The organism is Roseateles hydrophilus (assembly GCF_026712245.1).
GTDB classification, from domain to species: Bacteria; Pseudomonadota; Gammaproteobacteria; order Burkholderiales; family Burkholderiaceae_C; genus Pelomonas; species Pelomonas hydrophilus.
In genome coordinates, this window is the sequence record NZ_JAPPUY010000001.1 from 1,302,398 (window position 1) to 1,324,934 (window position 22,537).

Annotated in this window: 17 protein-coding genes; 4 read left to right on the top strand and 13 right to left on the bottom strand. The window is 69.3% G+C overall.

Annotated elements, in window-relative coordinates; translation table 11 throughout:
* Positions 1 to 35: 35 nt before the first annotated feature.
* The 7 genes from NYO99_RS05800 to cyoA form a co-directional block, all read right to left on the bottom strand.
* Positions 36 to 599 carry a response regulator transcription factor gene (locus tag NYO99_RS05800; RefSeq protein ID WP_268166139.1) on the bottom strand — a complete coding sequence of 188 codons (564 nt, stop codon included), beginning with the start codon at positions 597 to 599 and terminating at the stop codon, positions 36 to 38.
* Positions 583 to 1,923 (bottom strand): ATP-binding protein, encoded by a 1,341-nt coding sequence (locus NYO99_RS05805; RefSeq protein ID WP_268166141.1) that lies wholly within the window; start codon positions 1,921 to 1,923, stop codon positions 583 to 585. Before NYO99_RS05805 ends, NYO99_RS05800 begins: the two co-directional genes overlap by 17 nt.
* Positions 1,920 to 2,630 (bottom strand): SURF1 family protein, encoded by a 711-nt coding sequence (locus NYO99_RS05810; RefSeq protein ID WP_268166142.1) that lies wholly within the window; start codon positions 2,628 to 2,630, stop codon positions 1,920 to 1,922. Before NYO99_RS05810 ends, NYO99_RS05805 begins: the two co-directional genes overlap by 4 nt.
* A 154-nt stretch (positions 2,631 to 2,784) precedes the next feature.
* Complete coding sequence (gene cyoD / locus NYO99_RS05815; protein WP_268166143.1) at positions 2,785 to 3,168, bottom strand: cytochrome o ubiquinol oxidase subunit IV; 384 nt, start codon at positions 3,166 to 3,168, stop codon at positions 2,785 to 2,787.
* Positions 3,168 to 3,776, bottom strand: coding sequence for a cytochrome o ubiquinol oxidase subunit III (gene cyoC, locus NYO99_RS05820; protein ID WP_268166144.1), 609 nt, complete (start codon positions 3,774 to 3,776; stop codon positions 3,168 to 3,170). The genes cyoD and cyoC overlap by 1 nt, the downstream gene beginning before the upstream one ends.
* Before the next feature lie 28 nt (positions 3,777 to 3,804).
* Positions 3,805 to 5,808 (bottom strand): cytochrome o ubiquinol oxidase subunit I, encoded by a 2,004-nt coding sequence (gene cyoB, locus NYO99_RS05825; protein ID WP_268166145.1) that lies wholly within the window; start codon positions 5,806 to 5,808, stop codon positions 3,805 to 3,807.
* A 4-nt stretch (positions 5,809 to 5,812) separates the two neighbouring features.
* Positions 5,813 to 6,892: a ubiquinol oxidase subunit II gene (cyoA, locus tag NYO99_RS05830; protein ID WP_268166146.1), complete on the bottom strand. Its 1,080-nt coding sequence runs from the start codon at positions 6,890 to 6,892 to the stop codon at positions 5,813 to 5,815.
* Positions 6,893 to 7,006: 114 nt separating this feature from the next.
* Here cyoA and NYO99_RS05835 point away from each other — a divergent pair, with 114 nt between their 5' ends.
* Complete coding sequence (locus NYO99_RS05835) at positions 7,007 to 8,338, top strand: MFS transporter (RefSeq protein WP_268166148.1); 1,332 nt, start codon at positions 7,007 to 7,009, stop codon at positions 8,336 to 8,338.
* Positions 8,339 to 8,451: 113 nt separating this feature from the next.
* Here the strand turns inward: NYO99_RS05835 and purL are convergent, their stop codons facing one another.
* The 5 genes from purL to rhaS all read right to left on the bottom strand — a co-directional run bounded on the left by purL (position 8,452) and on the right by rhaS (position 17,156).
* Positions 8,452 to 12,438 (bottom strand): phosphoribosylformylglycinamidine synthase, encoded by a 3,987-nt coding sequence (purL, locus tag NYO99_RS05840; RefSeq protein WP_268166149.1) that lies wholly within the window; start codon positions 12,436 to 12,438, stop codon positions 8,452 to 8,454.
* Between the two features lie 166 nt (positions 12,439 to 12,604).
* Positions 12,605 to 13,555, bottom strand: coding sequence for an ABC transporter permease (locus tag NYO99_RS05845; RefSeq protein ID WP_268166151.1), 951 nt, complete (start codon positions 13,553 to 13,555; stop codon positions 12,605 to 12,607).
* A complete protein-coding gene (locus tag NYO99_RS05850) occupies positions 13,552 to 14,520 on the bottom strand; it encodes an ABC transporter permease (protein WP_268166152.1) in 969 nt (322 codons plus the stop codon). The genes NYO99_RS05845 and NYO99_RS05850 overlap by 4 nt, the downstream gene beginning before the upstream one ends.
* Complete coding sequence (locus NYO99_RS05855) at positions 14,514 to 16,055, bottom strand: sugar ABC transporter ATP-binding protein (protein ID WP_268166153.1); 1,542 nt, start codon at positions 16,053 to 16,055, stop codon at positions 14,514 to 14,516. Before NYO99_RS05855 ends, NYO99_RS05850 begins: the two co-directional genes overlap by 7 nt.
* A 108-nt stretch (positions 16,056 to 16,163) precedes the next feature.
* Positions 16,164 to 17,156, bottom strand: a complete 993-nt coding sequence (rhaS, locus tag NYO99_RS05860) for a rhamnose ABC transporter substrate-binding protein (protein WP_268166154.1) — start codon at positions 17,154 to 17,156, stop codon at positions 16,164 to 16,166.
* Between the two features lie 165 nt (positions 17,157 to 17,321).
* Between rhaS and NYO99_RS05865 the strand changes: the two genes are divergently transcribed.
* Genes NYO99_RS05865 through NYO99_RS05875 form a run of 3 tightly spaced genes read left to right on the top strand, consistent with a single transcriptional unit; the run spans position 17,322 to position 21,512 of the window.
* Positions 17,322 to 17,825, top strand: coding sequence for a gluconokinase (locus NYO99_RS05865; RefSeq protein WP_268166155.1), 504 nt, complete (start codon positions 17,322 to 17,324; stop codon positions 17,823 to 17,825).
* A complete protein-coding gene (locus NYO99_RS05870; protein ID WP_268166156.1) occupies positions 17,822 to 19,177 on the top strand; it encodes an MFS transporter in 1,356 nt (451 codons plus the stop codon). Before NYO99_RS05865 ends, NYO99_RS05870 begins: the two co-directional genes overlap by 4 nt.
* A 4-nt stretch (positions 19,178 to 19,181) precedes the next feature.
* On the top strand, positions 19,182 to 21,512 hold the full coding sequence (locus NYO99_RS05875) for a GH36-type glycosyl hydrolase domain-containing protein (protein WP_268166157.1): 2,331 nt from the start codon (positions 19,182 to 19,184) through the stop codon (positions 21,510 to 21,512).
* Here the strand turns inward: NYO99_RS05875 and gntR are convergent.
* Complete coding sequence (gene gntR, locus NYO99_RS05880; RefSeq protein WP_268166158.1) at positions 21,504 to 22,520, bottom strand: HTH-type transcriptional regulator GntR; 1,017 nt, start codon at positions 22,518 to 22,520, stop codon at positions 21,504 to 21,506. The genes NYO99_RS05875 and gntR overlap by 9 nt on opposite strands.
* Between the last annotated feature and the right edge of the window lie 17 nt (positions 22,521 to 22,537).

The window sequence follows — 22,537 nt, forward strand, 5'->3', positions numbered from 1 at the left end:
GTGTTGGCGGGACTGCGTATTTCAGTTGGTCGCCATCACTTCACGCGCTGCTTCTCCAGCTTGCGTGCCAGCGTGCGGCGGTGCATGCCCAGGCGCCGGGCGGTCTCGCTGATGTTGAAGCCGGTCTCGGCCAGCATCTCGTGGATGCGCTCCCACTCCAGCGTCTTGATGCTGGCGGTCTGGCGCTCGGTGACCTCGACCTCGGCATCGCCCTGGCGGCGCGCGAAGGCGGCCTCGATGTCGTCGGTGTTCGCGGGCTTGGCGAGGTAGTGGCAGGCGCCCAGCTTGATGGCCTCCACCGCGGTGGCGATGCTGGCGTAACCGGTCAGCACGACGATCAGGACCTCGGGGTCCCAGCCATGCAGAGCCTGCACGCAGGCCAGGCCCGACGCGCCGCCTGCGAGCTTAAGGTCCACGACGGCATGGCCGAGCTCCTCGTCATCGGGCAGCTCATCGAGCAGGTGCTTCATGTCGTCCAGCCCGGTGGCGCGCAGCACGCGCCAACCGCGACGCTCGAAGGAGCGGCTCAGCGTGCGGGCAAAGCTGTCATCGTCTTCAACGATGAGCAGCAGGCGGTCTTCTTCAGCGGCTTGTGGCATGGGCCCGTGATTGTTGCGGCAGCAGAGAAGCCAGCGGCAGCGTGAGGGTGACCGCCGCCCCGCCTTCGTCGCGGTTGCGCGCCTCCAACCGGCCGCCCAACGTGCGGGCCACGTTGACGGACAGGAACAGGCCCATGCCACGGCCGGGCTGGCCCTTGCTGCTCTGGTAGGGCTCGCCGAAGTGGGCGAGCTGGCGGTCGTCGAAGCCGGGGCCTTCGTCGAGCACGCTGAGGCTGAGCGTGTGCTCATCGGGGTGGGCCGCAACCAGCGTCAGCGGCCGACCGGGCGCGGCCTCGGCGGCGTTGTCCAGCAGGTTGCCGACCACTTGCGCCAGTGCGCTGTCGGCAATGATGTCCAGCGCGGGCAGTTCGCGGTCGCACACCAGGTGCAGCTCAGCGCTGGGGTGGGCCTGGCGCCAGCGCTGGGCGAGCGTGTCGATGAAGCTGCGCAGCGCGGTGAGTTGCGGGGCCTCGCCACGCACCTCGCCGGCCGACATCAGGATGCCGGTGACGATGGCCTTGCAACGCAGGATCTGACGCTGCATTTCCTCGATCTCCTCGCGCAGCTCGGGCTCCGCCGCGAACGGCGCCATGTGGGCCCAGTCGCCGAGGATGACGCTGAGCGTGGCCAGTGGCGTGCCCAGCTCGTGGGCGGCGCCGCTGGCCAGCAGGCCCATGCGCACGATGTGCGTCTGCTCGGCGGCACGCTGGCGCAGCTCGGCGAGCTCGGCATCGCGCTGGCGCAGGTTGCGGTTGATGCGCACGATGAACACCGCCAGCAGGCCCACGTTGAGCAGGAAGCACAGCAGCAAGCCGCCCAGGTAGTTGGGCGACAGCGTGGTGGGCGAGGTCGGGTCCAGCAACAGCGGGCGGTGCCACTGCGTGAGCGCCACGAAGCCACACACCGTGCTCAGCACGATGGCCCACAGGTAGGCGGGCCGCAGCAGCACCGAGGCCACGGCCACCTGCAGCAGGTAGAGGTAGATGAAGGGGTTGTCGCTGCCGCCGGCAAGGTAGAGCTGGCCGGTCAAGACGCCGACGTCCACCAGCAGCGCAACGCACAAGGCCATCTGCGAGACCGGCTGCTCCAGCCGGTTGCGCCACACGCTGAACAGGTTGAACGCCGTCAGCACGCCCAGCAGGCTGAGCATCTCGATCCAGGGCAGCGTGATGCCCAGCACCTGATGCACGACCAGCACGGTGGCCAGTTGCCCGCCCACGGCCAGCCAGCGCAGCTCGATGAGCTGGCGCAGGTTGGCGCGGCCGGCCCGGCGTTCGGGGGTCACGGCTTCGGCGGCAGAGGGCAGCAGGCGGGCAGCGTTCAAGACGGGAGGCGGCGGCGTTCTTCGCGAACCAGGTAGACCGCCGCAGCGGCGGCCATGACGGCGAGCGCCAGCCAGGTGGCGGCGTAGACGGCGTGATTGTTGGCGAAACGCACGACGGTCAGCCCCGGGCGCGGCCAACGCTGCGGTTGGGCGGGGTCGGCCGCTTCGTCGACGAAGAACGGGGCGACGGCGCCGCCCAGGCCCAACTGCGCGGCAATGCCGGCGACATCACGCGAGTACCAGCGCCCTTCGGCCGGCACGTTGGCGCGCAAGGGGCCGCCGCCGGGCTCGGTCAGGCGCAACAAGCCGGTGAGCTCGACGACACCCACCGGCGCCTCACGCGCCTCGGCTGCGCGTCGCTCGGGCGAGACAAAGCCTCGGTTGACGAGCACCACGCTGCCATCCGCCAGCCGCAGCGGTGCCATGACCCAATGACCGCCGCCGAGGGCCGTGGTGGCCTGCACCAACACCTCGCCGCGCTCGAACTGCCCGTGCAGCCGCAGCCGACGGTACTCGTCGGCCGGCCCAAGGGTCGCCCATGCGGCCGGCGCAGGTGGGCTGACGGGCTCCGCCTGCAGCCGCTGCTCCACGCGGGCCATCAGGTCCTGCTTCCAGCCGAGCCGCTGCATCTGCCACAGCGACAGTGCCGCAAAGCCCAGACCGGCCATCGCCGTAGCGGCGATCAGCGCCCAGCGTGCTGCGCGCATCACGTGCACACCTCGCGGGAGTCAGCAGCGCCGACGGCACCCGTCGGCCGCAACGACGCGCAAGCTGCAGGCCGCCGCAGCCCCGAAGGCCCCGCGATGACAGAACGCCACGCCATCTCAGCGGCCACCTTCAGCGCAACAGCCTGGCCGTGGACTACATGTTCCGCATCGCTGCGGGGTCGGGCGTGGGCATCATGTTGGCGTTCATGTTGTACATGACCCAGACAGAGCCGGCGAACATGATGACCACCAGCGCCACGGTGAACACCAACGCCAGCATGGACCAGCCCTGCTCGACCTTGGCGTTCATGTGCAGGAAATAGATCATGTGCACAACCATCTGCACAGCACCGAAGCCGAGGATGACCAGCGCCGTCGTCTGCGGGCTGGGCAGCACCTTGCCCATGACCAGCCAGAAGGGGATGGCCGTCAGGATGACGGACAGGATGAAGCCGACCGCGTAGCCCTTCACGCTGACGTGGAAGTCTTCCTCGCCGTCCAGGTGATCATCGTGATCGTGGTGGTGATTGGCCGCCATCACATGACTCCCATCAGATAGACAAAGGTGAACACGCCGATCCAGACGACGTCCAGGAAGTGCCAGAACATCGACAGGCACATCAGGCGACGGCGGTTTGCGGCGATGAGGCCGTGCTTTTGCACCTGCACCATGAGCACCACCAACCAGATGCAGCCGAAGGTGACGTGCAGACCGTGCGTACCGACCAGCGTGAAGAAGCTGGACAGGAAGGCGCTGCGCGCCGGGCCGGCGCCCTGGTGGATGAGGTGGTAGAACTCATAGAGCTCGATGGCCAGGAAGCCCAGGCCCAGCACGCCGGTCACCGCCAGCCAGCCCAGTACCTGGGCCTTCTTGCGCGCCTGCATGCCCACCATGGCCATGCCGTAGGTGATGGACGAGAACAGCAGCAGCGCGGTGTTGATGGCGACCAGTTGCAGGTCGAACAGGTCGGCCCCCGACGGGCCGGCCGCGTAGTTGCGGCCCAGCACGGCGTAGGTGGCGAACAGCACCGCAAAGATGAGGCAGTCGCTCATCAGGTAGAGCCAGAAGCCCAGCATCGTGCTGTTGGGCGGATGGTGGTGGCCGTCGTCGTAGAAGACGACCGGCGCACCGGTCGAGGCGGTCATGCTTGCGCTCATGGGATTGCTCTGTCGATCAGGCCGCGGCGTCGAGCTCGCGGCTGCGCTGGTCTTCGCAGCGGGTCACAGCATCGGCCTTGATGTAGTAGTCGCGGCTGTAGTTGAAGGTGTGCACGATGGACGCGGCCACGGTGGCGATCAGCAGACCCAGCGCGATCCAGTACATGTGCCACACCAGGGCAAAGCCCATCGCGGTGGCCAGCATCGCGATGACGAAGCCGGCGCCGGTGTTCTTGGGCATGTGGATGTCCACGAAGCCGCTACGAGGCCGCTGGGCGCCGCGCTGCTTCATGTCGTGCCAGGCGTCCATCTCGTGCACGACGGGCGTGAACGCGAAGTTGTAGTCCGGCGGCGGCGACGAGGTGGACCACTCCAGCGTGCGGCCCTCCCAGATGTCGCCCGTCACATCGCGCAGCTCCTTGCGGCGCCAGATGCTGACGGCGATCTGCACCAGGAAGGCGGCAATGCCGACCGCAATGATGGCCGCGCCACAGGCTGCGATCACGAACCAGATCTGCAGCGACGGATCATCGAAGTGACTGACGCGACGCGTGACGCCCATCAGGCCCAGCACGTACAGCGGCGTGAACGCAACCCAGAAACCGATGAACCAGCACCAGAAGCTCACCTTGCCCCAGAACGCATCCAGGCGGAAGCCGAAGGCCTTGGGGAACCAGAAGTTGATGCCGGCAAACACCCCGAACACCACGCCACCGATGATGACGTTGTGGAAGTGGGCGATCAGGAACAGGCTGTTGTGCAGCACGAAGTCAGCTGCCGGCACGGCCAACAGCACGCCGGTCATGCCGCCGATGACGAAGGTCACCATGAAGCCCACGGTCCACAGCATCGGCACTTCAAACTTGATGCGGCCGCGGTACATCGTGAACAGCCAGTTGAAGATCTTCGCGCCCGTCGGGATCGAGATGATCATCGTCGTGATGCCGAAGAAGCTGTTCACACTGGCACCTGAACCCATCGTGAAGAAGTGGTGCAGCCACACGAGGTAGGACAGGATGGTGATGACGACCGTCGCATAAACCATCGACGCATAGCCGAACAGCTTCTTGCGGCTGAAGGTGGACACCACTTCCGAGAACACGCCGAAGATCGGCAGGATCAGGATGTAGACCTCCGGGTGGCCCCAGATCCAGATCAGGTTCACGTACAGCATGGCGTTGCCGCCCAGGTCCGTCGTGAAGAAGTTCGTGGCGAGGTAGCGGTCGGCGGTCAGCAGCGCCAGCGTGGCGGCAAGCACCGGGAAGGTCGCGACGATCAGCACGTTGGTGCACAGCGACGTCCAGGTGAAGACGGGCATCTTCATCATGGTCATGCCGGGTGCGCGCATCTTGACGATGGTGGCGATCAGGTTGATGCCCGACAGCGTCGTGCCCACACCGGCCACCTGCAGTGACCACAAGTAGTAGTCCACGCCGGGGTCGGGGCTGGCTAGGATGCCCGACAGCGGCGGGAAAGCCAGCCAGCCGGTCTTGGCGAACTCGCCGACAAACAGCGAGATCATCACCAGGATGGCGCCGCCGGCGGTCATCCAGAAGCTGAAGTTGTTCAGGAACGGGAAGGCCACATCGCGCGCACCGATCTGCAGCGGCACGAGGTAGTTCATGAAGCCCGTCACGAAAGGCATCGCGACGAAGAAGATCATGATGACGCCGTGCGCCGTGAAGATCTGGTCGTAGTGATGCGGCGGCAGGAAGCCGGCGTTGTCACCAAAGGCCATGGCCTGGTGGGCACGCATCATGATCGCGTCGGCAAAGCCACGCAGCAGCATGACCAAGCCGAGCAGCATGTACATGATGCCGATCTTCTTGTGGTCGATGCTGGTGATCCAGTCCCGCCACAAGGTGCCCCATAGGCGGTATTTGGTGATCATGGCCAGCACGAACAGGCCACCCAGCATCACGGCCGCGAAGGTGCCGATCAGGATGGGTTCGTGCAGCGGGAGGGCATGCAGGCCCAGCCGGCCCAGGACCGGGTGGAGCTCTTCGGGGTAGGCAATCATCGGCTTAGTTCTGCGGCGCGAAGGAGGAGGACAGCGCGGTGGGTTCCAGCGCCAGGCCCAGCGGATTGACAGGGGTACACAACGCGGCAACGACGGTGCGCTCGCGCTTGATGCCATCCAGCGTCAGCCACGGGCTGCGCATGGTGCCGGCCACGCCGCCCTTGCCGGCACCGCCTGCAGCGTCGATGGCCATCATCTGGCTTGCGCACATCTTCTTGCCATCAACGCAGCGGTCCAGGATGGCGCTCCACAAGCCCGGCTCGACGCTGGCGTAACGGCGCACAGCTTCCTTGGCGCTGGGCTGTTCAAGCTTGAGGTAATCATCGCGGGTTAGCGCGCTGCCGCTGGCCTTGCTGGCCTCAACCCAGCGCGCGAAATCGGCGTCCGACAGGCCGTGGAACTTGAAGCGCATGTCCGAGAAACCGGCGCCGCTGTAGTGGGCCGACAGGCCGTCATAAGCGCCGGCCTTGTTGATGACGGCATGCAGCTGCGTCTCCATGCCCGGCATCGTGTAGATCATGCCGGCCAGCGCCGGCACGTAGAAGGTGTTCATCACCGTCGTGGAGGTCAGCCGGAAATGGATAGGCCGGTCCACCGGCGCGGCCATTTCGTTGACGGTCGCGATGCCCTGCTCGGGGTAGATGAACAGCCACTTCCAGTCCAGGGAGACGGCATACACCTCCAGCGGCTTGACGCCCGGCACCAGCGGCTTGTCTTCCGAGATGCGGTCGAGCGGGCGGTAAGGGTCCAGCTTGTGCGTGGTGATCCAGGTGATCGCCCCGAGCGCGATGATGATCAGCAGCGGCGCGCCCCAGATCACCAACTCCAGACGGGTCGAGTGATCCCAGTCGGGCGCGTAGGTCGCCTCGGTGTTCGACTGCCGGTACCGGTAGGCGAAGAACAGCGTCAGCGCGATCACCGGGACGATGATCAGCAGCATCAGCAGCGTGGAGGTGACGATCAGCTGCGCCTGCTGTTGCGCGATGTCGCCGTGAGGCTTCATCACGACCCAGTCACAACCACACAGGGCGACGCTGGCCAAAACGGCGAGCGTGCGGGAAAGTAGAGGCTTTGTGGGGTACATCCGGAGTAACGCGCGAGGGTTAACGATCTTGCACGTGATGCTGGAATGTAAGTTGATTGAGGTAAATCAACGATTGGACATTTTGTCCTAGTCACCGACGGAGACAAGCCCGCCATGGCCACCGCAAGCAGTACCCTCCCCCGCCCTCAGTCCGGCCCGCAGCCCACCCGCAGCGATGAAGACTTGGCCCCCGGCGACATCGCCGTCGGCGTCATCATCGGCCGGGCGTCCGAATACTTCGACTTCTTTGTGTTCGGCATTGCGTCGGTGCTGGTGTTCCCGCAGGTCTTCTTTCCCTTTGTGGACCGCCTGACCGGCACCTTGTTCTCATTCCTGATCTTTGCGCTGGCCTTTGTCGTGCGGCCGCTCGGCACGCTGATCGGCATGGAGATCCAGCGCCGCTTCGGCCGCTCCGCCAAGCTGACGGTTGCGCTGCTGCTGCTGGGCAGCTCCACGGTGGCCATGGGCCTGCTGCCCGGCTACGGCACCGCAGGCAGCACTGCAGTCGCGCTGCTGGCGCTGTGCCGCGTGGGCCAGGGCCTGGCGCTGGGCGGCTCGTGGGACGGCCTGCCCTCGCTGCTGGCGCTGAACGCGCCGCCGCAGCGGCGCGGCTGGTACGCCATGCTGGGCCAGCTGGGCGCACCGCTGGGCTTCTTCGTCGCCTCCGGGGTGTTCCTGTACGTCTACACCAGCCTGGACGTGCGCGATTTCCTGTCCTGGGGCTGGCGCTTCCCGTTCTTCGCCGCCTTCGCGATCAACGTGGTGGCGCTGTTCGCACGCCTGCGCCTGGTCGTCACGCACGAATACGAAAAGCGCATGGAAGAGCACGAGCTCGACCCCGCCCACCTGAACGAGCTGCTGCCGGCGCAAGGTCACCACATTGTCATCGGGGCCTTTGCCGCGCTGGCCAGCTACGCCCTCTTCCACCTCGTGACCGTGTTCCCGTTGTCCTGGGTGGCGTTGTCTGACCCTGCCGGCATCGACGACTTCATGAAGATGGAGCTGCTCGGCGCTGCGTTCGCCGCAGTGGCCATGCCCATGTCGGGCCTGATCGCCGACAAGGTGGGCCGCCGCAATTTCCTGGGCTCCCTGGCCGTCGCGATCGGCTTGTTCGCGTTCGCGGCGCCGCTGATGCTGGGTGGCGGCAAGCCCGGCCAGGCCGCCTTCCTGCTGATCGGCTTTGTGTTGCTGGGCCTGTCCTACGGCCAGTCGGCGGGCTCGGTGACGTCCAACTTCCTGCCGCACTTCCGCTACACCGGCGCGGCACTGACGGCCGACATGGCCTGGCTGCTGGGCGCCGCCTTCGCACCGGTCATCGCGCTGTACCTGTCGTCCCGCTTCGGCCTGGGCTCGCTGACGGTGTACCTGCTGTCCGGTGCCGTCTGCACACTGCTGGCGCTGCGCGTCAACAAGCGGCTGCAGACCGCCGCCGTGGTGCAGGACTGACGCTGCCTGAGGGCGACAAGGCGGGCTGAGGCCCGCCTTTTTTTGTCCCCGGGCCGTGCGCCACCGCGCCTGGCAGCGCGAGGCGCCGCCAGCGCGGGACCAGGGTCAGGTACTCAGCCCAGCGCCTTGCGCGCGTTCTGGAACATGCGCAGCCACGGGCTGTGCTGGGCGCGGTCGCCCGATGTCCAGCTCATCTGCACGTTGCGGAACACGCGCTCCGGGTGGGGCATCAGCGCGGTGAAGCGGCCGTCGGCCGTCGTCACCGAGGTCAGGCCGCCCGGGCTGCCGTTCGGGTTGAACGGGTAGGCCTCGGTGGCGGCGCCATGGTTGTCGACGAAGCGCATTGCCGCGATGGCCTTGGCGGCATCCCCTTGGCGCGCGAAGTTCGCAAAGCCCTCACCGTGCGCGACGGCGATGGGCAGCCGGCTGCCGGCCATGCCCTTGAAGAACACGCTGGGCGAATCCAGCACCTCCACCATGGACAGGCGCGCCTCGAACTGCTCGCTCTGGTTGCGCGTGAAGCGCGGCCAGGCGTCCGCGCCCGGGATGATGGGCGCCAGCGCCGCCAGCATCTGGCAGCCGTTGCACACACCCAGGGCCAGCGTGTCGGGGCGCGAGAAGAAGGCGCGGAACTGCTCGGCCAGCACCGGGTTGAACATGATGGAGCGCGCCCAGCCTTCGCCGGCACCCAGGGTGTCGCCGTAGCTGAAGCCGCCGCAGGCGACGAAGGCCGCGAAGCCGTCCAGCTTGACCGCGCCGGACTGCAGGTCGCTCATGTGCACGTCGAAGCTGTCAAAGCCGCCCAGCGACATCGCATAGGCCATCTCGACATGCGAGTTGACGCCCTGCTCGCGCAGGATGGCGACCTTCGGTCTCGCGCCGGTGGACACGAACGGCGAAGGCATGGATTCAGGCGTGAACGTCAGGTGGACGTGCATGCCCGGGTCGTCGGCACGGCCCGCGGCGGCATGCTCGGCGTCGGCGCCGGCCGGGTTGTCGCGCAGCTTGGCGATGCGCCAGCTCACCTCGTCCCAGGTCTGCTGCAGCGCCGTCAGGTCGGCGCCGAAGACCTTCTTCGCGTCGCGCCAGACTTCCATCTGCCGGCTCGCATTCGGCTTGGCCACCACGTGCGAATGCTTGGACAGGCCATGCGCGCGCAGCACCTGCATGACGGCATCGCGGTCAGCGGCGCGCACCTGGATCAGCGCGCCCAGTTCCTCATTGAACAACGCACGCAGCGTCAGCTCGTCGCGGCGGCCGCTGACTTGCGCAGCCCAGTTCTTGGAGTCGCCGGTGTCGGCGCGGCTGTCGCTGATGCCGTCGCCTTCGGTGACCAGCATGTCGATGTTCAGGCTCAGGCCGGTCTGGCCGGCGAAGGCCATTTCGCAGGCCGCCGCCCACAGGCCACCGTCGGAGCGGTCGTGATAGGCCAGCAGCTTGCCCGCGGCGCGCAGTTCATTGACGGCATTGACCAGCGACACCAGCAGCTGCGGATCGTCCAGGTCCGGCACGTCGTTGCCGAACTGGTTCAGCGTCTGCGCCAGGATGGAGCCGGCCATGCGGCGCTGGCCCTGGCCGAGGTCGATCAGGATGGCGCAGGAGTCCTCGCGCTGCCACTCGGGCGTCAGCGTGCCGCGCACGTCGGCAATGCTGGCGAAGGCCGTGACGATCAGCGACACGGGCGCGGTGACCTGCTTGTCGTCCCCGTTGTCGCTCCATTTGGTGCGCATCGACAGCGAATCCTTGCCCACCGGGATGGAGATACCCAGTGCCGGGCACAGCTCCATGCCGACGGTCTTGACGGTGTCGAACAGCGCGGCGTCCTCGCCGGCTTCGCCGCAGGCGGCCATCCAGTTGGCGCTGAGCTTCACGCGCGGCAATTCGATGGGCGCGGCCAGCAGGTTGGTGATGGCTTCGGCCACGGCCATGCGGCCCGAGGCCGGCGCGTTGACGGCGGCCAGCGGCGTGCGCTCGCCCATGCTCATCGCCTCGCCGGCAAAACCCTGGAAGTCGGCAAGCGTGACCGCGCAGTCAGCCACCGGCACCTGCCAGGGGCCCACCATCTGGTCGCGGTGGTTCAGGCCGCCCACCGTGCGGTCGCCGATGGTGACGAGGAAGCGCTTGTTGGCGACCGTCGGGTGGCGCAGCACGTCGAAGGCGGCCGTCTCCAGCTTCACGCCGGTCAGGTCCAGCGCGCCGCCGTCGCGGGCCACGCGGGTCACGTTGCGGTGGGTCTTGGGCGGCTTGCCGAGCAGCACATCCATCGGCATGTCGATGGGATCGCTGCCGGTCTGCTCATCGACGAGCTTGAGTTCACGCTCTTCGGTCGTCACGCCGACGACGGCGAACGGGCAGCGCTCGCGCTCGCAGAAGGCCGTGAACTGCGCCAGGCTCTCCGGCCCAATGGCCAGCACGTAGCGTTCCTGGCTCTCGTTGCACCAGATTTCCTTCGGGGCGAGGCCCGACTCCTCCAGCGGCACTTTGCGCAGGTCGAAGCGCGCGCCGCGGCCGGCGTCGTTCACCAGCTCGGGGAAGGCGTTGGAGATGCCGCCCGCGCCGACGTCATGGATGGCCAGCACCGGGTTCTCAGCACCCAGGCCCCAGCAGTGATTGATGACTTCCTGCGCGCGGCGCTCGATTTCGGGGTTGCCGCGCTGCACGGAGTCGAAGTCCAGATCGGCCGTGTTCGTGCCCGCCGCCATCGACGACGCGGCGCCACCGCCCATGCCGATGCGCATGCCGGGGCCGCCGAGCTGGATCAGCAGCGTGCCAGCGGGGAACTCGATCTTCTTGGTCAGGTCCGCACGGATGGTGCCCAGGCCACCGGCGATCATGATGGGCTTGTGATAGCCGCGGCGCACGCCAGCCACCGTCTGCTCGAACACGCGGAAATAGCCCGCCAGGTTGGGGCGGCCGAACTCGTTGTTGAACGCGGCGCCGCCCAGCGGGCCGTCGATCATGATCTGCAGCGCGCTGGCGATGTGGGCCGGCTTGCCGACGGGTTGCAGCTCCCAGGGCTCGCTGAGGCCCGGCAGGTGCAGGTTGGACACCGAGAAGCCCGTCAGGCCCGCCTTGGGCTTGGAGCCGCGGCCGGTGGCGCCCTCGTCGCGGATCTCGCCACCCGCGCCGGTGGACGCGCCGGGGTGGGGCGAGATGGCCGTCGGGTGGTTGTGCGTCTCCACCTTCATCAGCACCTGGGCCTGCTCGGCGCGGGCCACGTAGGCAGCGCCGGCCGTGGGTGCCGGCATCCAGCGCTGGATGGCATGGCCTTCCATGATGGCCGCGTTGTCCGAGTACGCGACCACCGTGTGCTGCGGGTTCAGCTTCTCGGTGTTGCGGATCATGCCGAATAGGGAAAGCGGCTGCGCCTCGCCGTCCACTGTGAAGCTCGCGTTGAAGATCTTGTGCCGGCAGTGCTCGCTGTTGGCCTGCGCGAACATCATCAGCTCGACGTCGCTGGGGTTGCGGCCCAGCTTCTTGAAGTTGGTTTCCAGGTAATCGATCTCATCGCCCGACAGCGCCAGGCCGAACTCGACGTTGGCCTGCTCCAGCGCGGCGCGGCCGGCGCCCAGCACGTCCACGTGGGCCAGCGGCTCGGCGGTGCGTTCGTCGAACAGGTGTTTCGTGTCCTCGCGGCTGAAGCAGGCCGACTCGGTCATGCGGTCGTGCAGCAGCGCGGCGCAGGCGTTCAATTCTTCAGCCGTCAGCGGCTTGGCACCGCCCAGGCCCAGCAGGCCGCTCTTGGTGGCAATGCGGTACTCGACGACGCGCTCCACACGCTTGAGCACCAGGCCGCAGTTGCGGGCGATGTCGGTCGCCTTGGACGCCCAGGGGCTGACCGTGCCGAAGCGCGGCGTGACGACCACCAGGTCACCGGCGGCGTCGGCCACGGCCGGCTCGCCGTACGTGAGCAGCGCCGCGAAGCGCTCGCGCGTCGCAGCGTCCAGCTCGCCTTCGGTCCAGACCCAATGCACCGCCCTTGCGCTGATGCCGGTGATGCGGGCACTGACCTGTTGCAACGCGGCCAGCAAGGCCTGGGCGCGGAAGTCGGACAAGGCGTTGCCGCCCTCGAAATGGGTCAGTTGCGGGGTCTGGGCCATGGGATCCGGGGAGGCTGGGCGCGGGGGCCGCGCGGTTCTCTGGAAGGCACGCGCCCTGGGGCAAGCGGCGGCGTGCGAAAGCACGGGATTCTACTGAGGGCAGCTCCCCCGCCGCACACCGGCAGCGTGCGGATGGGCACAAGCCGCGCTTGCCGGGGCCTGCATGTCAGCGGCGCGGCCGCAGCCGGGGCAGCAGCATCGCGCCGATCAGCAGCCCGCCCACCACCATGGCCATCACGATGCCCGGCACGTTCAGCATGCCCAGCGCGAACGTGAACGCGCCCAGCAGCACCGCCGCCAGCATCACGCCCACCATGCTGCCGCGCCCGCCCTGGATGGCCACGCCGCCCAGCAGCGCGATGGTGATGGCGTCCAGCTCCCAGCCGGCCGCCAGGTTGGGCCGGGTGCTGCCGATGCGGCCCGTCAGCAGCACGGCCGCCAGCGCGGCAGCGAGGCCGGCGAAGACGAACAGCCCGAGGCGGTAGCGGTCCGCCGCGATGCCGCTGAAGCGCGCGGCCACCGGATTCGAGCCGATGGCATAGACGCGCCGACCATGCACCGTGCGGTGCATCCACACCGCCACGCCCACCGCGAACAGCAGCGCGATGGCGAACTCGATGGGGACGATCAGCCACTCGACGCCGATCAGCTCACCCAGCGTGCCGTTGCCCAGCACGCTCAGCGCCTCGGGATAGCCGGTGATGGCCTGGTCGCCCAGCAGCACCAACGCCAGGCCGCGGTACAGCGACAGCGTGCCGATGGTCACGACGATGGACGGCAGGCCGCGCCGCGTGACCAGCCAGCCGTTCAGCGCTCCGCAGGCGGCGCCGGTGGCCAGGGCCGCCAGCACCATCATCGGCAGCGGCGCGCCGGCCTGCATCGCCAGGCCCATGGCCAACGAGGCCAGCGCCATGGTGGCGGCGATGGACAGGTCGATCTCCCCGGCCACGATAAGCAGGGCCATGGCCATCGCGATGATGAGCCGCTCAGACATGTTGACCGTGCTATCGGCCAGCGCGTAGGGCGACAAAAAGCCCTCCAGCCCCAGGCCGAAGCCGGCGTACAGCAGCACCAGCAGTGCCGCCAGCACGCGCTCCCAGGCAGTGAAGGCTTTCATGGCTCGCTGCGCTCCAGGATAGGCAGGCCGCGGCGGCCCCGTGCGTTGGCGTTCAAGGCCACCGACAGCAGGATGACCGCACCCGCAATGGCCTGCTGCCAAAACGGCGAGACCTGGATGACCGGCAGCGCCGCGTTGACGACGCCGAGGAACAGCACGCCCAGCATCGCGCCGCCCATGTGACCGATGCCGCCCGCGATGCTGACGCCGCCGATCACGCAGGCCGCGATCACCGTCAACTCATAGCCCGCCGCGAGCTCGGTGAACGCGATCGCGTAGCGCCCCACCCACAGCAGGCCCGCAAGCCCCGCCAGCGCGCCCGACAGCATGTACACCTGCAGCAGCCGGCGTCGCTGCGAGATGCCCACCAGCTGCGCCGCCTCCGGGTGATTGCCCAGCGCCACCACCTCGCGCCCCGCCGGCCGCCAGCGCAGCCAGGCCGCCACGGCCAGCACCACGAGCGTGGCGATGACGATGAGCAGCGGCACACCGGCCAGCTCCGCGCGCGGCAGCGCCTTGATGGCCGGGTGGATGTCCTGCTCGGACACCCAAGCCCCGCCCGACGCCACGAACACGGCGCCGCGGTACAGCGACATCGTGCCCAGCGTCACGACGATGGGTGGCAGCCCGGCGTGCGCGATCAGCAGTCCGTTGACGGCGCCCAGCGCGCCGCCCACGACGACGGCCAGCCCCAGCAGCGCCACCACCGGCAGGCCGGGCCAGGCCTGTCCGGCCAGCGCGCAGGCCATGCCGGTCAGCGCCAGGTTGGACGCCACCGACAGGTCCACACCGCGCGTCAGCAGCACCACCAGCTGGCCGGCCACGAGGAGAGCCAGCAGCGCCGACTCGTTGGCGATGTCCAGCGCATTGCGCCCAGTCAGGAACACCGGCGCCCGCCAGCCGACGGCCAGCACCAGCACGGCGATAACAGCCAGCAGCAGGCCCTCGCGTCGGGCAGTCAGCATGACTGTGCCTCCTGCACCATGCCCGAGGCCGCGGCCGCGATGGCCTCGGCCGGCGCGCCGTGCGGGAACTCGGCCACCTGCCGGCCGCGGCGCATGACGATGACGCGGTCAGCCAGGTGCATGGCCTCAGGCAGTTCCGACGACACCAGGATGACGGCCAGCCCCTGCTGCACCATGTCCTCGATCAGCGCATAGACCGCCTGCTTGGCGCCCACGTCGATGCCCTTGGTGGGCTCGTCCAGGATGACCACCTGCGGCTGCAGGCCCAGCCACTTGGCGATGACCACCTTCTGCTGGTTGCCGCCGGACAGGCTGGCCACGGGCGCGTCCTGCGACGCCGCCTTGATGCGCAGCCGCTCCATCAGCGCCTGGGCGAAGCCGCGCTCGCGCACGGCCGACAGCCAGGGGCCGTGCGACAGCCTGCCCCGCCATGCATGGCGCGGGCCGGCCAGCGCGGCCAGCGTGAGGTTGGCGCCGACGGGCAGATCCAGCAGCGCGCCCTGCCCGCGGCGGTCTTCTGGCACATAGACCAGGCCGGCCGCGATGGCCTGCGCCGGGTCGTGCAGGTCCAGTGGCCGGCCGGCCAGCTCGACCCGCGCCGTCGCGTCGGGCTGGCGGCCGATCAGGGCCAGCATGGCCTCGCTGCGGCCGGCGCCCACCAACCCGTAGAAGCCCAGCACCTCGCCGCGCCGCACCTCGAAGCCGAGGTCAGCGAACTCAGTCGGGTGGCTCAGACCCTGCACGCGCAGGGCCACGTCGCCGGGCGAGCGGCGGCGCGGCGGGTAGATGTCATCCACCGCACGGCCCACCATCAGCTTCACCAGCTCGGCCTCCTGCGCCGTCGCCATCTCGCCGCCGCCCACCGACGCACCGTCACGCAGCACGACGTAGCGGTCGCAGACGGCGAACAGCTCGTCGAATTTGTGGCTGATGAAAAGCACCGCCACGCCCTGCGCCTTGAGCTGGCGCACGAGGCGGTAGATGTCCTGGATCTCGGCGCGCGACAGGGCCGCCGTGGGCTCATCGAAGATGACCACCCGCGCCTGCAGGGACAGCGCCCGGGCGATCTCGATCTGGTGCCTCTGCGCGATGCCCAGCTCACGCGTGGGCGTGTCCGCGGGGAACTGGGCGCCCGCCGCGCCCAGCCACTGCTGTGCCTCGCGCCGCATGCGCGGCCAATCGATGACGCGCAGCCCGGCCAGGTGCCGCAGCGGCGGCCGGCCGATGAAGATGTTCTCGGCGGCGGACAGCGCGTCGAACACCACCGTCTCCTGGTGCACCGCCGCGATGCCGGCGGCCTGTGCGTCCTGCGTGCGCGCAAAGCGCACGGGGCGGCCGTCCAGCAGGATCTCGCCCGCATCGGGCGCATGCACACCGGTCAGCGTCTTGACCAGCGTGCTCTTGCCCGCGCCGTTCTCGCCGATCAGCGCAAGCGCCTGGCCGGGCACGAGGTCTAAGTCCACGCCGCGCAGCGCCTGCGTGAGGCCGAAGCGTTTGGTGATGCCTCGCAGTTGGAGCAGAGGTTCAGTCGTCATTCACGCCTTCCTTCGTGCCGAGCGCCGGGCCGCCCCAAGCCGACCCGTCCGGCGACGTGCACGGGGCGCCATGCCGCGGGCATCGCCGTCCCCTGGGGAGAGCCGGGCTCAATACACCTTCGAGAACTTGTCGACGTTGCTGGCGTTGAAGGTGTACGGCTCGGCCATGGCGGCTTCGAGGCCGGCGTCGAGCGTCGTCTTGCCGATGCGGCCCAGCGACACCGTCTCGCCGGCCATGCCCTTGACCGTGCCCTTCACCAGGCCGTTGGCCAGCTGGATGACGGCGTAGCCCAGGTCCACCGGGTTCCAGATCGCGAAGCTCTTGACCGCCCCGCCCCTCACATGGCCCAGCATCTCCGACGGCAGGCCCAGGCCGGTGACGAACACCTGGCCCACGCGCCTCTCGTCCTGCACCGCACGCGCGGCGGCGGCGATGCCCACCGTCGTTGGCGCCACGATGACCTTGAGGTTCGGGTGGCTCTTCAGCAGGCCCTGCGCCTCGCGGTAGCTCTTGTCGGTCTGGTCGTCGCCGTAGACGACGCTAACCAGCTTGTGCTTGGCGTAGGGTGGAGTGGCCAGCGTGGACTTCAGTGCGGCGATCCACCCGTTCTGGTTGGTAGCTTGCGCGGTGGCGGACAGCACCGCCACCTCGCCGCCGCCAGGCGCCGCCTCCAGCGCCAGCGCCGCCAGCTTGGCGCCGATCAGCGGTGTGCTGGACGGCGCAAGGTGCAGCTGCCGGCCGTCCTGGCGCACCATGGCGTCGAAGGACAGCACGTGGATGCCGCGCTGGCGCGCCTTCTTCAGCACCGGCACCAAGGCATCGGGATCATTGGCCGAGATGGCGATGGCCTTCACGCGCTGGGCGATCAGCGCATTGACGATCTCCACCTGGCCCTCCGCGGTGGGCTTGGCCGGGCCGGCGTAGATGATCTCCAGGCCGCCCAACTCCTTGGCGGCCTCCTGCGCGCCCTGGCGGGCGGCGTCGAAGAAGCCGTTGCCCAGGCTCTTGACCACCAGCGCGATCTTGTCCGCCGCCAGGGCGGGCTGGGCCAGTGACAGCGCCGCGACGGCGGCGGCCAGCGTGATGCGAATGCGGTGCATGGGTCTCCTGCGGTGTGTTTGGCGAGCGGGCGCGCAGTAGGCCCCAAAAAACGCCGCGTTCAGCCCCACCGCGGGCAAGTACGGATCACAACACTCATGCCGACGATTAGGATAGCGCTGTCCAACCTCCCGATCCCCGGCGTTGCGCCGCCTCGTCACCATTTGATGCCCTCTTCCACGCCTTGTTCTCTCGTCGTCATGGGCGTGGCCGGCAGCGGCAAGTCCACGCTGGCCGATGCGGTCGCCCGCCGCCTGCACCGCGTCTGCCTGGAAGGCGACGACTTCCACGGCGACACCAACCGCCGCAAGATGGCCGAGGGCCACCCCCTCACCGACGACGACCGCGCCAGCTGGCTCGCCCAGCTGTGCGAGCAGTTGCAGCAGCAGCCCGGTGCCGTGCTGGCCTGCTCGGCGCTCAAGCGCAGCTACCGGCAACAGCTGCGTGCCGCCAGCCCGGGCCTGCGCTTCGCCTACCTCGACATCGCAGCGGCGCCGGCCCGCCAGCGCGTTGACGCTCGCGGCGGCCACTTCTTCTCGGCCCGCCTGATGGCCAGCCAGTTCGACACGCTGGAGCCGCCCATCGGCGAGCCCGGCGTGCTCCACCTGGACGCGCTGCGCCCGCTGGACGAGCTGGTGGCGCAGGTTGCTGCCTGGATGCCGCCGCCATGAGCGCCCCGCCACTGCGCCGCCGCGAGATCGCCGCCTATGGCCTGGGCGACATGGGCTTCAACTTCTACTGGACCAACATCTCGACCTTCCTGCTGATCTTCTACACCGACGTGTTCGGCATCACCGCGGCGGCGGCCGCCACCATGCTGTTCGTCGTGAAGATCTTCAACGCCTTCACCGACCCCTTGATCGGCGCCGCCGCCGACCGCACGCGCACGCGCTGGGGCAAGTTCCGCCCCTACCTGCTGTTCCTGCCCGTGCCGCTGGCGGCGGCCGCGGTGCTGACTTACACCACACCCGACCTCGGCCCCACCGGCAAGCTGGCCTGGGCCGGCGTGAGCTACCTGCTGCTGATGACGATCTACACCGGCGTCAATCTGCCCTACAGCGCACTGTCCGCCGTCATCAGCGGCGACGCGCAGGCCCGTAACGCGATCAACGCGGCGCGCTTCGTCGCCGGCTTCGCGGGCGGCACGCTGGTGACGGCGGCCACGCCGCGCCTGGTCGAGCTGCTGGGCGCGGGCGACGCCACACGCGGCTGGCCGCTGACGATGGCGGTCTGGGGCGTCGCGGCCACCGCCATGCTGGCGCTGACCTTCCACGGCACGCATGAGCGCGTGCAGCCGGTGCAGGCCAGGCCATCCCCCGTGCGGCAGGACCTGGCGGACCTGCGCCGCAACCTGCCCTGGGTGCTGCTGTTCCTGCTGGCGCTGATCATCATGGTCAGCATCACGCTGCGCATGACCAGCGCGGCCTACTACTTCAAGTACGTCGTCCACCGGCCCGAGCTGCTCGCCAGCTTCGTGCCCGCCTACCTGCTGGCCGCGGCTGCCGGCACAGCGCTGACGCCGCTGCTGGCCCGTTTCATCGACAAGCGCCGGCTGATGATCGTGCTGATGCTGCTGTCCTCGGTGCTATCGGCGGCCTTCCTGTTTGTGGACGCGCAGCAGATCTGGCTCATGTATGCGCTGCAGATCGCGCTGGGCCTGACGCTGGGGCCGAAGTCGCCGCTGAACTTCGCGATGCTGGCCGATGCCGTGGACTACAACGAATGGCGCCACGGCCGCCGCGCCACGGCGCTGACCTTTGCCGCCAGCTCCTTCGCCCAGAAGCTGGGCACGGCGGTGGCCGTGGGCGTGATCGGCGTGCTGTTCACAACGCTGGGCTACGTGCCCAACGCGGCCCAGTCCAGCGACTCGCAGGCCGGCATCGTCTGGCTGATGTCCGTCATCCCGGCTGGCTTCATGCTGCTGGCCGCCGGGCTGATGATGTTCTACACCCTGGACAACCCGACGATGGCGCGCGTGCAGGCCGACCTCGCCGCCCGCCAGCCCCTGGCCGACAAGACCTGACCCCATGATCCGCCACCACGACGACGGCGCCCGCTGCGAGCTGACCAGCCCCACCGCCCTGCCCCTGGCCGGCGGCTTCCTGTGGAACCGCCGCATGATGATCCAGGTGACCTGCCGCGGCTACGCCACCGCGCAGTTCATGCAGCCCGAGCCGGCCAAGTACGCGCATGCCCCCAACCTGGAGGCCAAGACCTTCATGCAGCCGGAGCAGGCCTACTACGCCCACCACCCCGGCCGCTTTGTCTACGTGAAGGACGAGGACACCGGCGCGCTGTTCTCTGCGCCCTACGAGCCGGTGCGCGCGCCGCTGGACAGCTTCAGCTTCACCGCCGCCACGCATGAGCTGGCCTGGACGGTGGAGCACCTTGGCCTGCGCGTCGAGATGCGCCTGGGCCTGCCCACCGACGACGTGGTGGAGCTGTGGGAGCTGCGCGTGACCGACCTGAGCGGCCGCCCGCGCCGCATCAGCGTCGTGCCCTACTTCCCCATCGGCTACATGTCGTGGATGAACCAGTCGGCCGAATGGCGCGCTGACCTCGGCGCCATCGTCGCCAGCAGCGTGACGCCTTACCAGAAGGTTGCCGACCACTTCAAGAACCTGCACCTCAAGGACAAGACCTACTTCCTCTGCGAGCGCACGCCCGATGGCTGGGAGGCCAGCCAGGCCGCGTTCGAGGGCGAAGGCGGCCTGCACGACCCCAGCGCGCTGCAGGCCGACCGGCTGGCCGGCGGCGACGCCCGCTACGAGACGCCCGCCGCCTGCGTGCAGTACCGGCTGGCGCTGGCGCCGTACCAGAGCGAGGTCTACCGCTTCGCCTTCGGCCCCGCGCTGGACGATGCCGAGATTGCGCAGGTGCGCAGCACCTACCTCAGCGAGGCCGGCTTCGCCCGCACCCGCGCGGCCTATGCCGACTACATCGCCAGCGGCAGTGGCGGCCTGCGCATCCGCACGCCGGACCCCGCGCTGGACCGCTTCGTGAACCACTGGCTGCCGCGCCAGGTCTTCTATCACGGCGACGTCAACCGCCTCAGCACCGACCCGCAGACGCGCAACTACCTGCAGGACAACCTGGGCATGGCCTACATCGCACCGAGCGTCACGCGCGGCGCGCTGCTGCACGCGCTCGCCCAGCAGCACGACAACGGCGCCATGCCCGACGGCATCCTGCTCGTCGAGGGCGCCGAGCTGAAGTACATCAACCAGGTGCCGCACACCGACCACTGCGTGTGGCTGCCCGTGTGCCTGCAGGCCTACCTGGACGAAACGGCCGACTTCGCGCTGCTCGGCGAGGTCGTGAACGGCCAGACGGTCGCCCAGCGCCTGGATGCCGCCATGGCCTGGCTGCAGCAGGACCGCGACGCGCGTGGCCTGAGCTACATCGCCCAGGGTGACTGGTGCGATCCGATGAACATGGTGGGTTACCGGGGCCGCGGCGTCTCCGGCTGGCTGACGGTGGCAGCCGCGTACGCGATGTCCCTGTGGGCCGGCCTGTGCGCCGACGCCGGCCGCACCGAAGCGGCTACACGCTGGCGCGCCGCCGCGCAAGCACTCAACGACGCGGCCAACACCCACCTGTGGGACGGCGACTGGTACGCGCGCGGCATCACCGACGACGACGTGAAGTTCGGCATCGCGGCCGACACCGAGGGCCGGATCTACCTGAACCCGCAGTCCTGGGCGCTGCTCAGCGGCGCAGCGAGCGACACGCAGCGGCAGCGCCTGCTGGCTGCCATCGACGCGCAACTGGAGACGCCGCACGGCGTGGCCATGTTCAACCCGCCCTACTCGCGCATGCGCGACGACGTGGGGCGCGTGACGCAGAAGCACCCGGGCTCGGCCGAGAACGGCGCCGTCTACAACCACGCGGCCGCGTTCTACGTGCATGCGCTGTACGCCGTCGGCGACGCCGATCGCGCCTTCCACGCGCTGCGCCGGATGATCCCGGGCCCCGACGAGGCCGATCTGCGCCAGCGCGGGCAGTTGCCGGTGTTCATCCCCAACTACTACCGCGGCGCCCATGCGCAGTACCCGCGCACCGCCGGCCGCTCCAGCCAGCTGTTCAACACGGGCACGGCGGCCTGGGCCTACCGCAGCCTCATCGAGGGGCTGTGCGGCCTGCGCGGCTGCGCCGAGGGCCTGCGGGTGCGGCCGCAGCTGCCCTCGGGCTGGGACCGGCTGGACGCAACGCGTGAGTTCCGCGGCGCCCGGTTCGAGCTGCAGGTGCGCCGCACCGGCCGGGCCTGCGTGCGCCTGGACGGCCAGCCGCTGCCCGGCGCGGTCGTGCGCGGCATCGAACCCGGACGCTGCTACCGGCTGGAGGTCGAGTTAGCTTGAGCCACGCCGCAGCACCTGGAAACCCAGGTCCAGATGCGGCGTGTCCACCGGCTGGCCGCGCATCAACGCCATCAGCATCTGTGCCGCCTGCTGGCCGATCTGGCGCCGCGGCGTGGCCACGGTCGTCAGCGGCGGCAGCATCTGGTCGCTGCCGGGCAGGTCGTTGAAGCCGGCCACGGCCAGCCGCCCGGGCACGGCAATGCCCAGCCGCAGCGCGGCCAGCAGCGCGCCCTGTGCGAGATCGTCGTTGCAGAAGAAGACGGCATCGGCATCCGGCACCTCGCGCAGCACGCGGGCCAGCAGCTCGCCCCCCAGCGCCATGGACGAGGGCTGGGCCACCAACAGCTTGTGCGCCTGCGCCGACAGGCCGGCCTCGGCCAGCGCAGCCTCGTAGCCCTCGCCGCGCTGCAGCGTGCGCGGGTCCAGCTGCGCGGCCACGTAGACGATGCGGCGGCGCCCGGCGTCCAGCAACTGGCGCGTGATGGCCCGCCCGGCCTCGCGCTGCGAGAAGCCGACGCTGTGGCCACCGACGTCGTCGCCCACCTCCATCAGGCGCACACAAGGCAGGCCGCTGCCCCGGATCAGCGCCGCCGCGGCGGGGCTCCGGTCGCTGCCGGTCACGATGAGCCCGGCCGGCCGGTGGGCCAGGAAGCTGCGCAGCTGCGCCTCTTCCTCGGCGCCGTCGTAATGCGTGACGCCGATCAGCGTCTGGTAGCCGGCCGGCAGCAGCGCCGCCTGCAAGGCATCCAGCAGTTCGACGAACACGGTGTTGCTGAGCTTGGGAATGAGCACAGCCACATGCGAGCTGCGTGCCGAGGCGAGCGCCCGCGCGGCCGGGTCGGGCACATAGCCCAGCTCGGTCGCGGCGGCCTGCACGCGCGCCACCAGCTCCGCCGCCACCGCGCGCTCGCCGCGCAGCGCGCGCGACACGGTGATCGGGCTCACGCCCGCCGCTGCGGCCACGTCCGCCAAGGTCACCCGCCCCGTGGCGCGGGTGCGCCGTCCCATCGCGCCCGGCATGCTGC

What these genes read in the sequence shown, in the direction of transcription:
- cyoC (WP_268166144.1), bottom strand. Translation starts at nt 3,776, where the DNA reads ATGACCGCCTCGACCGGTGCGCCGGTCGTCTTCTACGACGACGGCCAC.
- cyoA (WP_268166146.1), bottom strand. Translation starts at nt 6,892, where the DNA reads ATGTACCCCACAAAGCCTCTACTTTCCCGCACGCTCGCCGTTTTGGCC.
- NYO99_RS05810 (WP_268166142.1), bottom strand. Translation starts at nt 2,630, where the DNA reads ATGCGCGCAGCACGCTGGGCGCTGATCGCCGCTACGGCGATGGCCGGT.
- gntR (WP_268166158.1), bottom strand. Translation starts at nt 22,520, where the DNA reads ATGGGACGGCGCACCCGCGCCACGGGGCGGGTGACCTTGGCGGACGTG.
- NYO99_RS05865 (WP_268166155.1), top strand. Translation starts at nt 17,322, where the DNA reads ATGCCCTCTTCCACGCCTTGTTCTCTCGTCGTCATGGGCGTGGCCGGC.
- cyoB (WP_268166145.1), bottom strand. Translation starts at nt 5,808, where the DNA reads ATGATTGCCTACCCCGAAGAGCTCCACCCGGTCCTGGGCCGGCTGGGC.
- NYO99_RS05835 (WP_268166148.1), top strand. Translation starts at nt 7,007, where the DNA reads ATGGCCACCGCAAGCAGTACCCTCCCCCGCCCTCAGTCCGGCCCGCAG.
- NYO99_RS05855 (WP_268166153.1), bottom strand. Translation starts at nt 16,055, where the DNA reads ATGACGACTGAACCTCTGCTCCAACTGCGAGGCATCACCAAACGCTTC.
- cyoD (WP_268166143.1), bottom strand. Translation starts at nt 3,168, where the DNA reads ATGGCGGCCAATCACCACCACGATCACGATGATCACCTGGACGGCGAG.
- NYO99_RS05845 (WP_268166151.1), bottom strand. Translation starts at nt 13,555, where the DNA reads ATGAAAGCCTTCACTGCCTGGGAGCGCGTGCTGGCGGCACTGCTGGTG.
- rhaS (WP_268166154.1), bottom strand. Translation starts at nt 17,156, where the DNA reads ATGCACCGCATTCGCATCACGCTGGCCGCCGCCGTCGCGGCGCTGTCA.
- NYO99_RS05875 (WP_268166157.1), top strand. Translation starts at nt 19,182, where the DNA reads ATGATCCGCCACCACGACGACGGCGCCCGCTGCGAGCTGACCAGCCCC.
- NYO99_RS05850 (WP_268166152.1), bottom strand. Translation starts at nt 14,520, where the DNA reads ATGCTGACTGCCCGACGCGAGGGCCTGCTGCTGGCTGTTATCGCCGTG.
- NYO99_RS05800 (WP_268166139.1), bottom strand. Translation starts at nt 599, where the DNA reads ATGCCACAAGCCGCTGAAGAAGACCGCCTGCTGCTCATCGTTGAAGAC.
- NYO99_RS05870 (WP_268166156.1), top strand. Translation starts at nt 17,822, where the DNA reads ATGAGCGCCCCGCCACTGCGCCGCCGCGAGATCGCCGCCTATGGCCTG.
- purL (WP_268166149.1), bottom strand. Translation starts at nt 12,438, where the DNA reads ATGGCCCAGACCCCGCAACTGACCCATTTCGAGGGCGGCAACGCCTTG.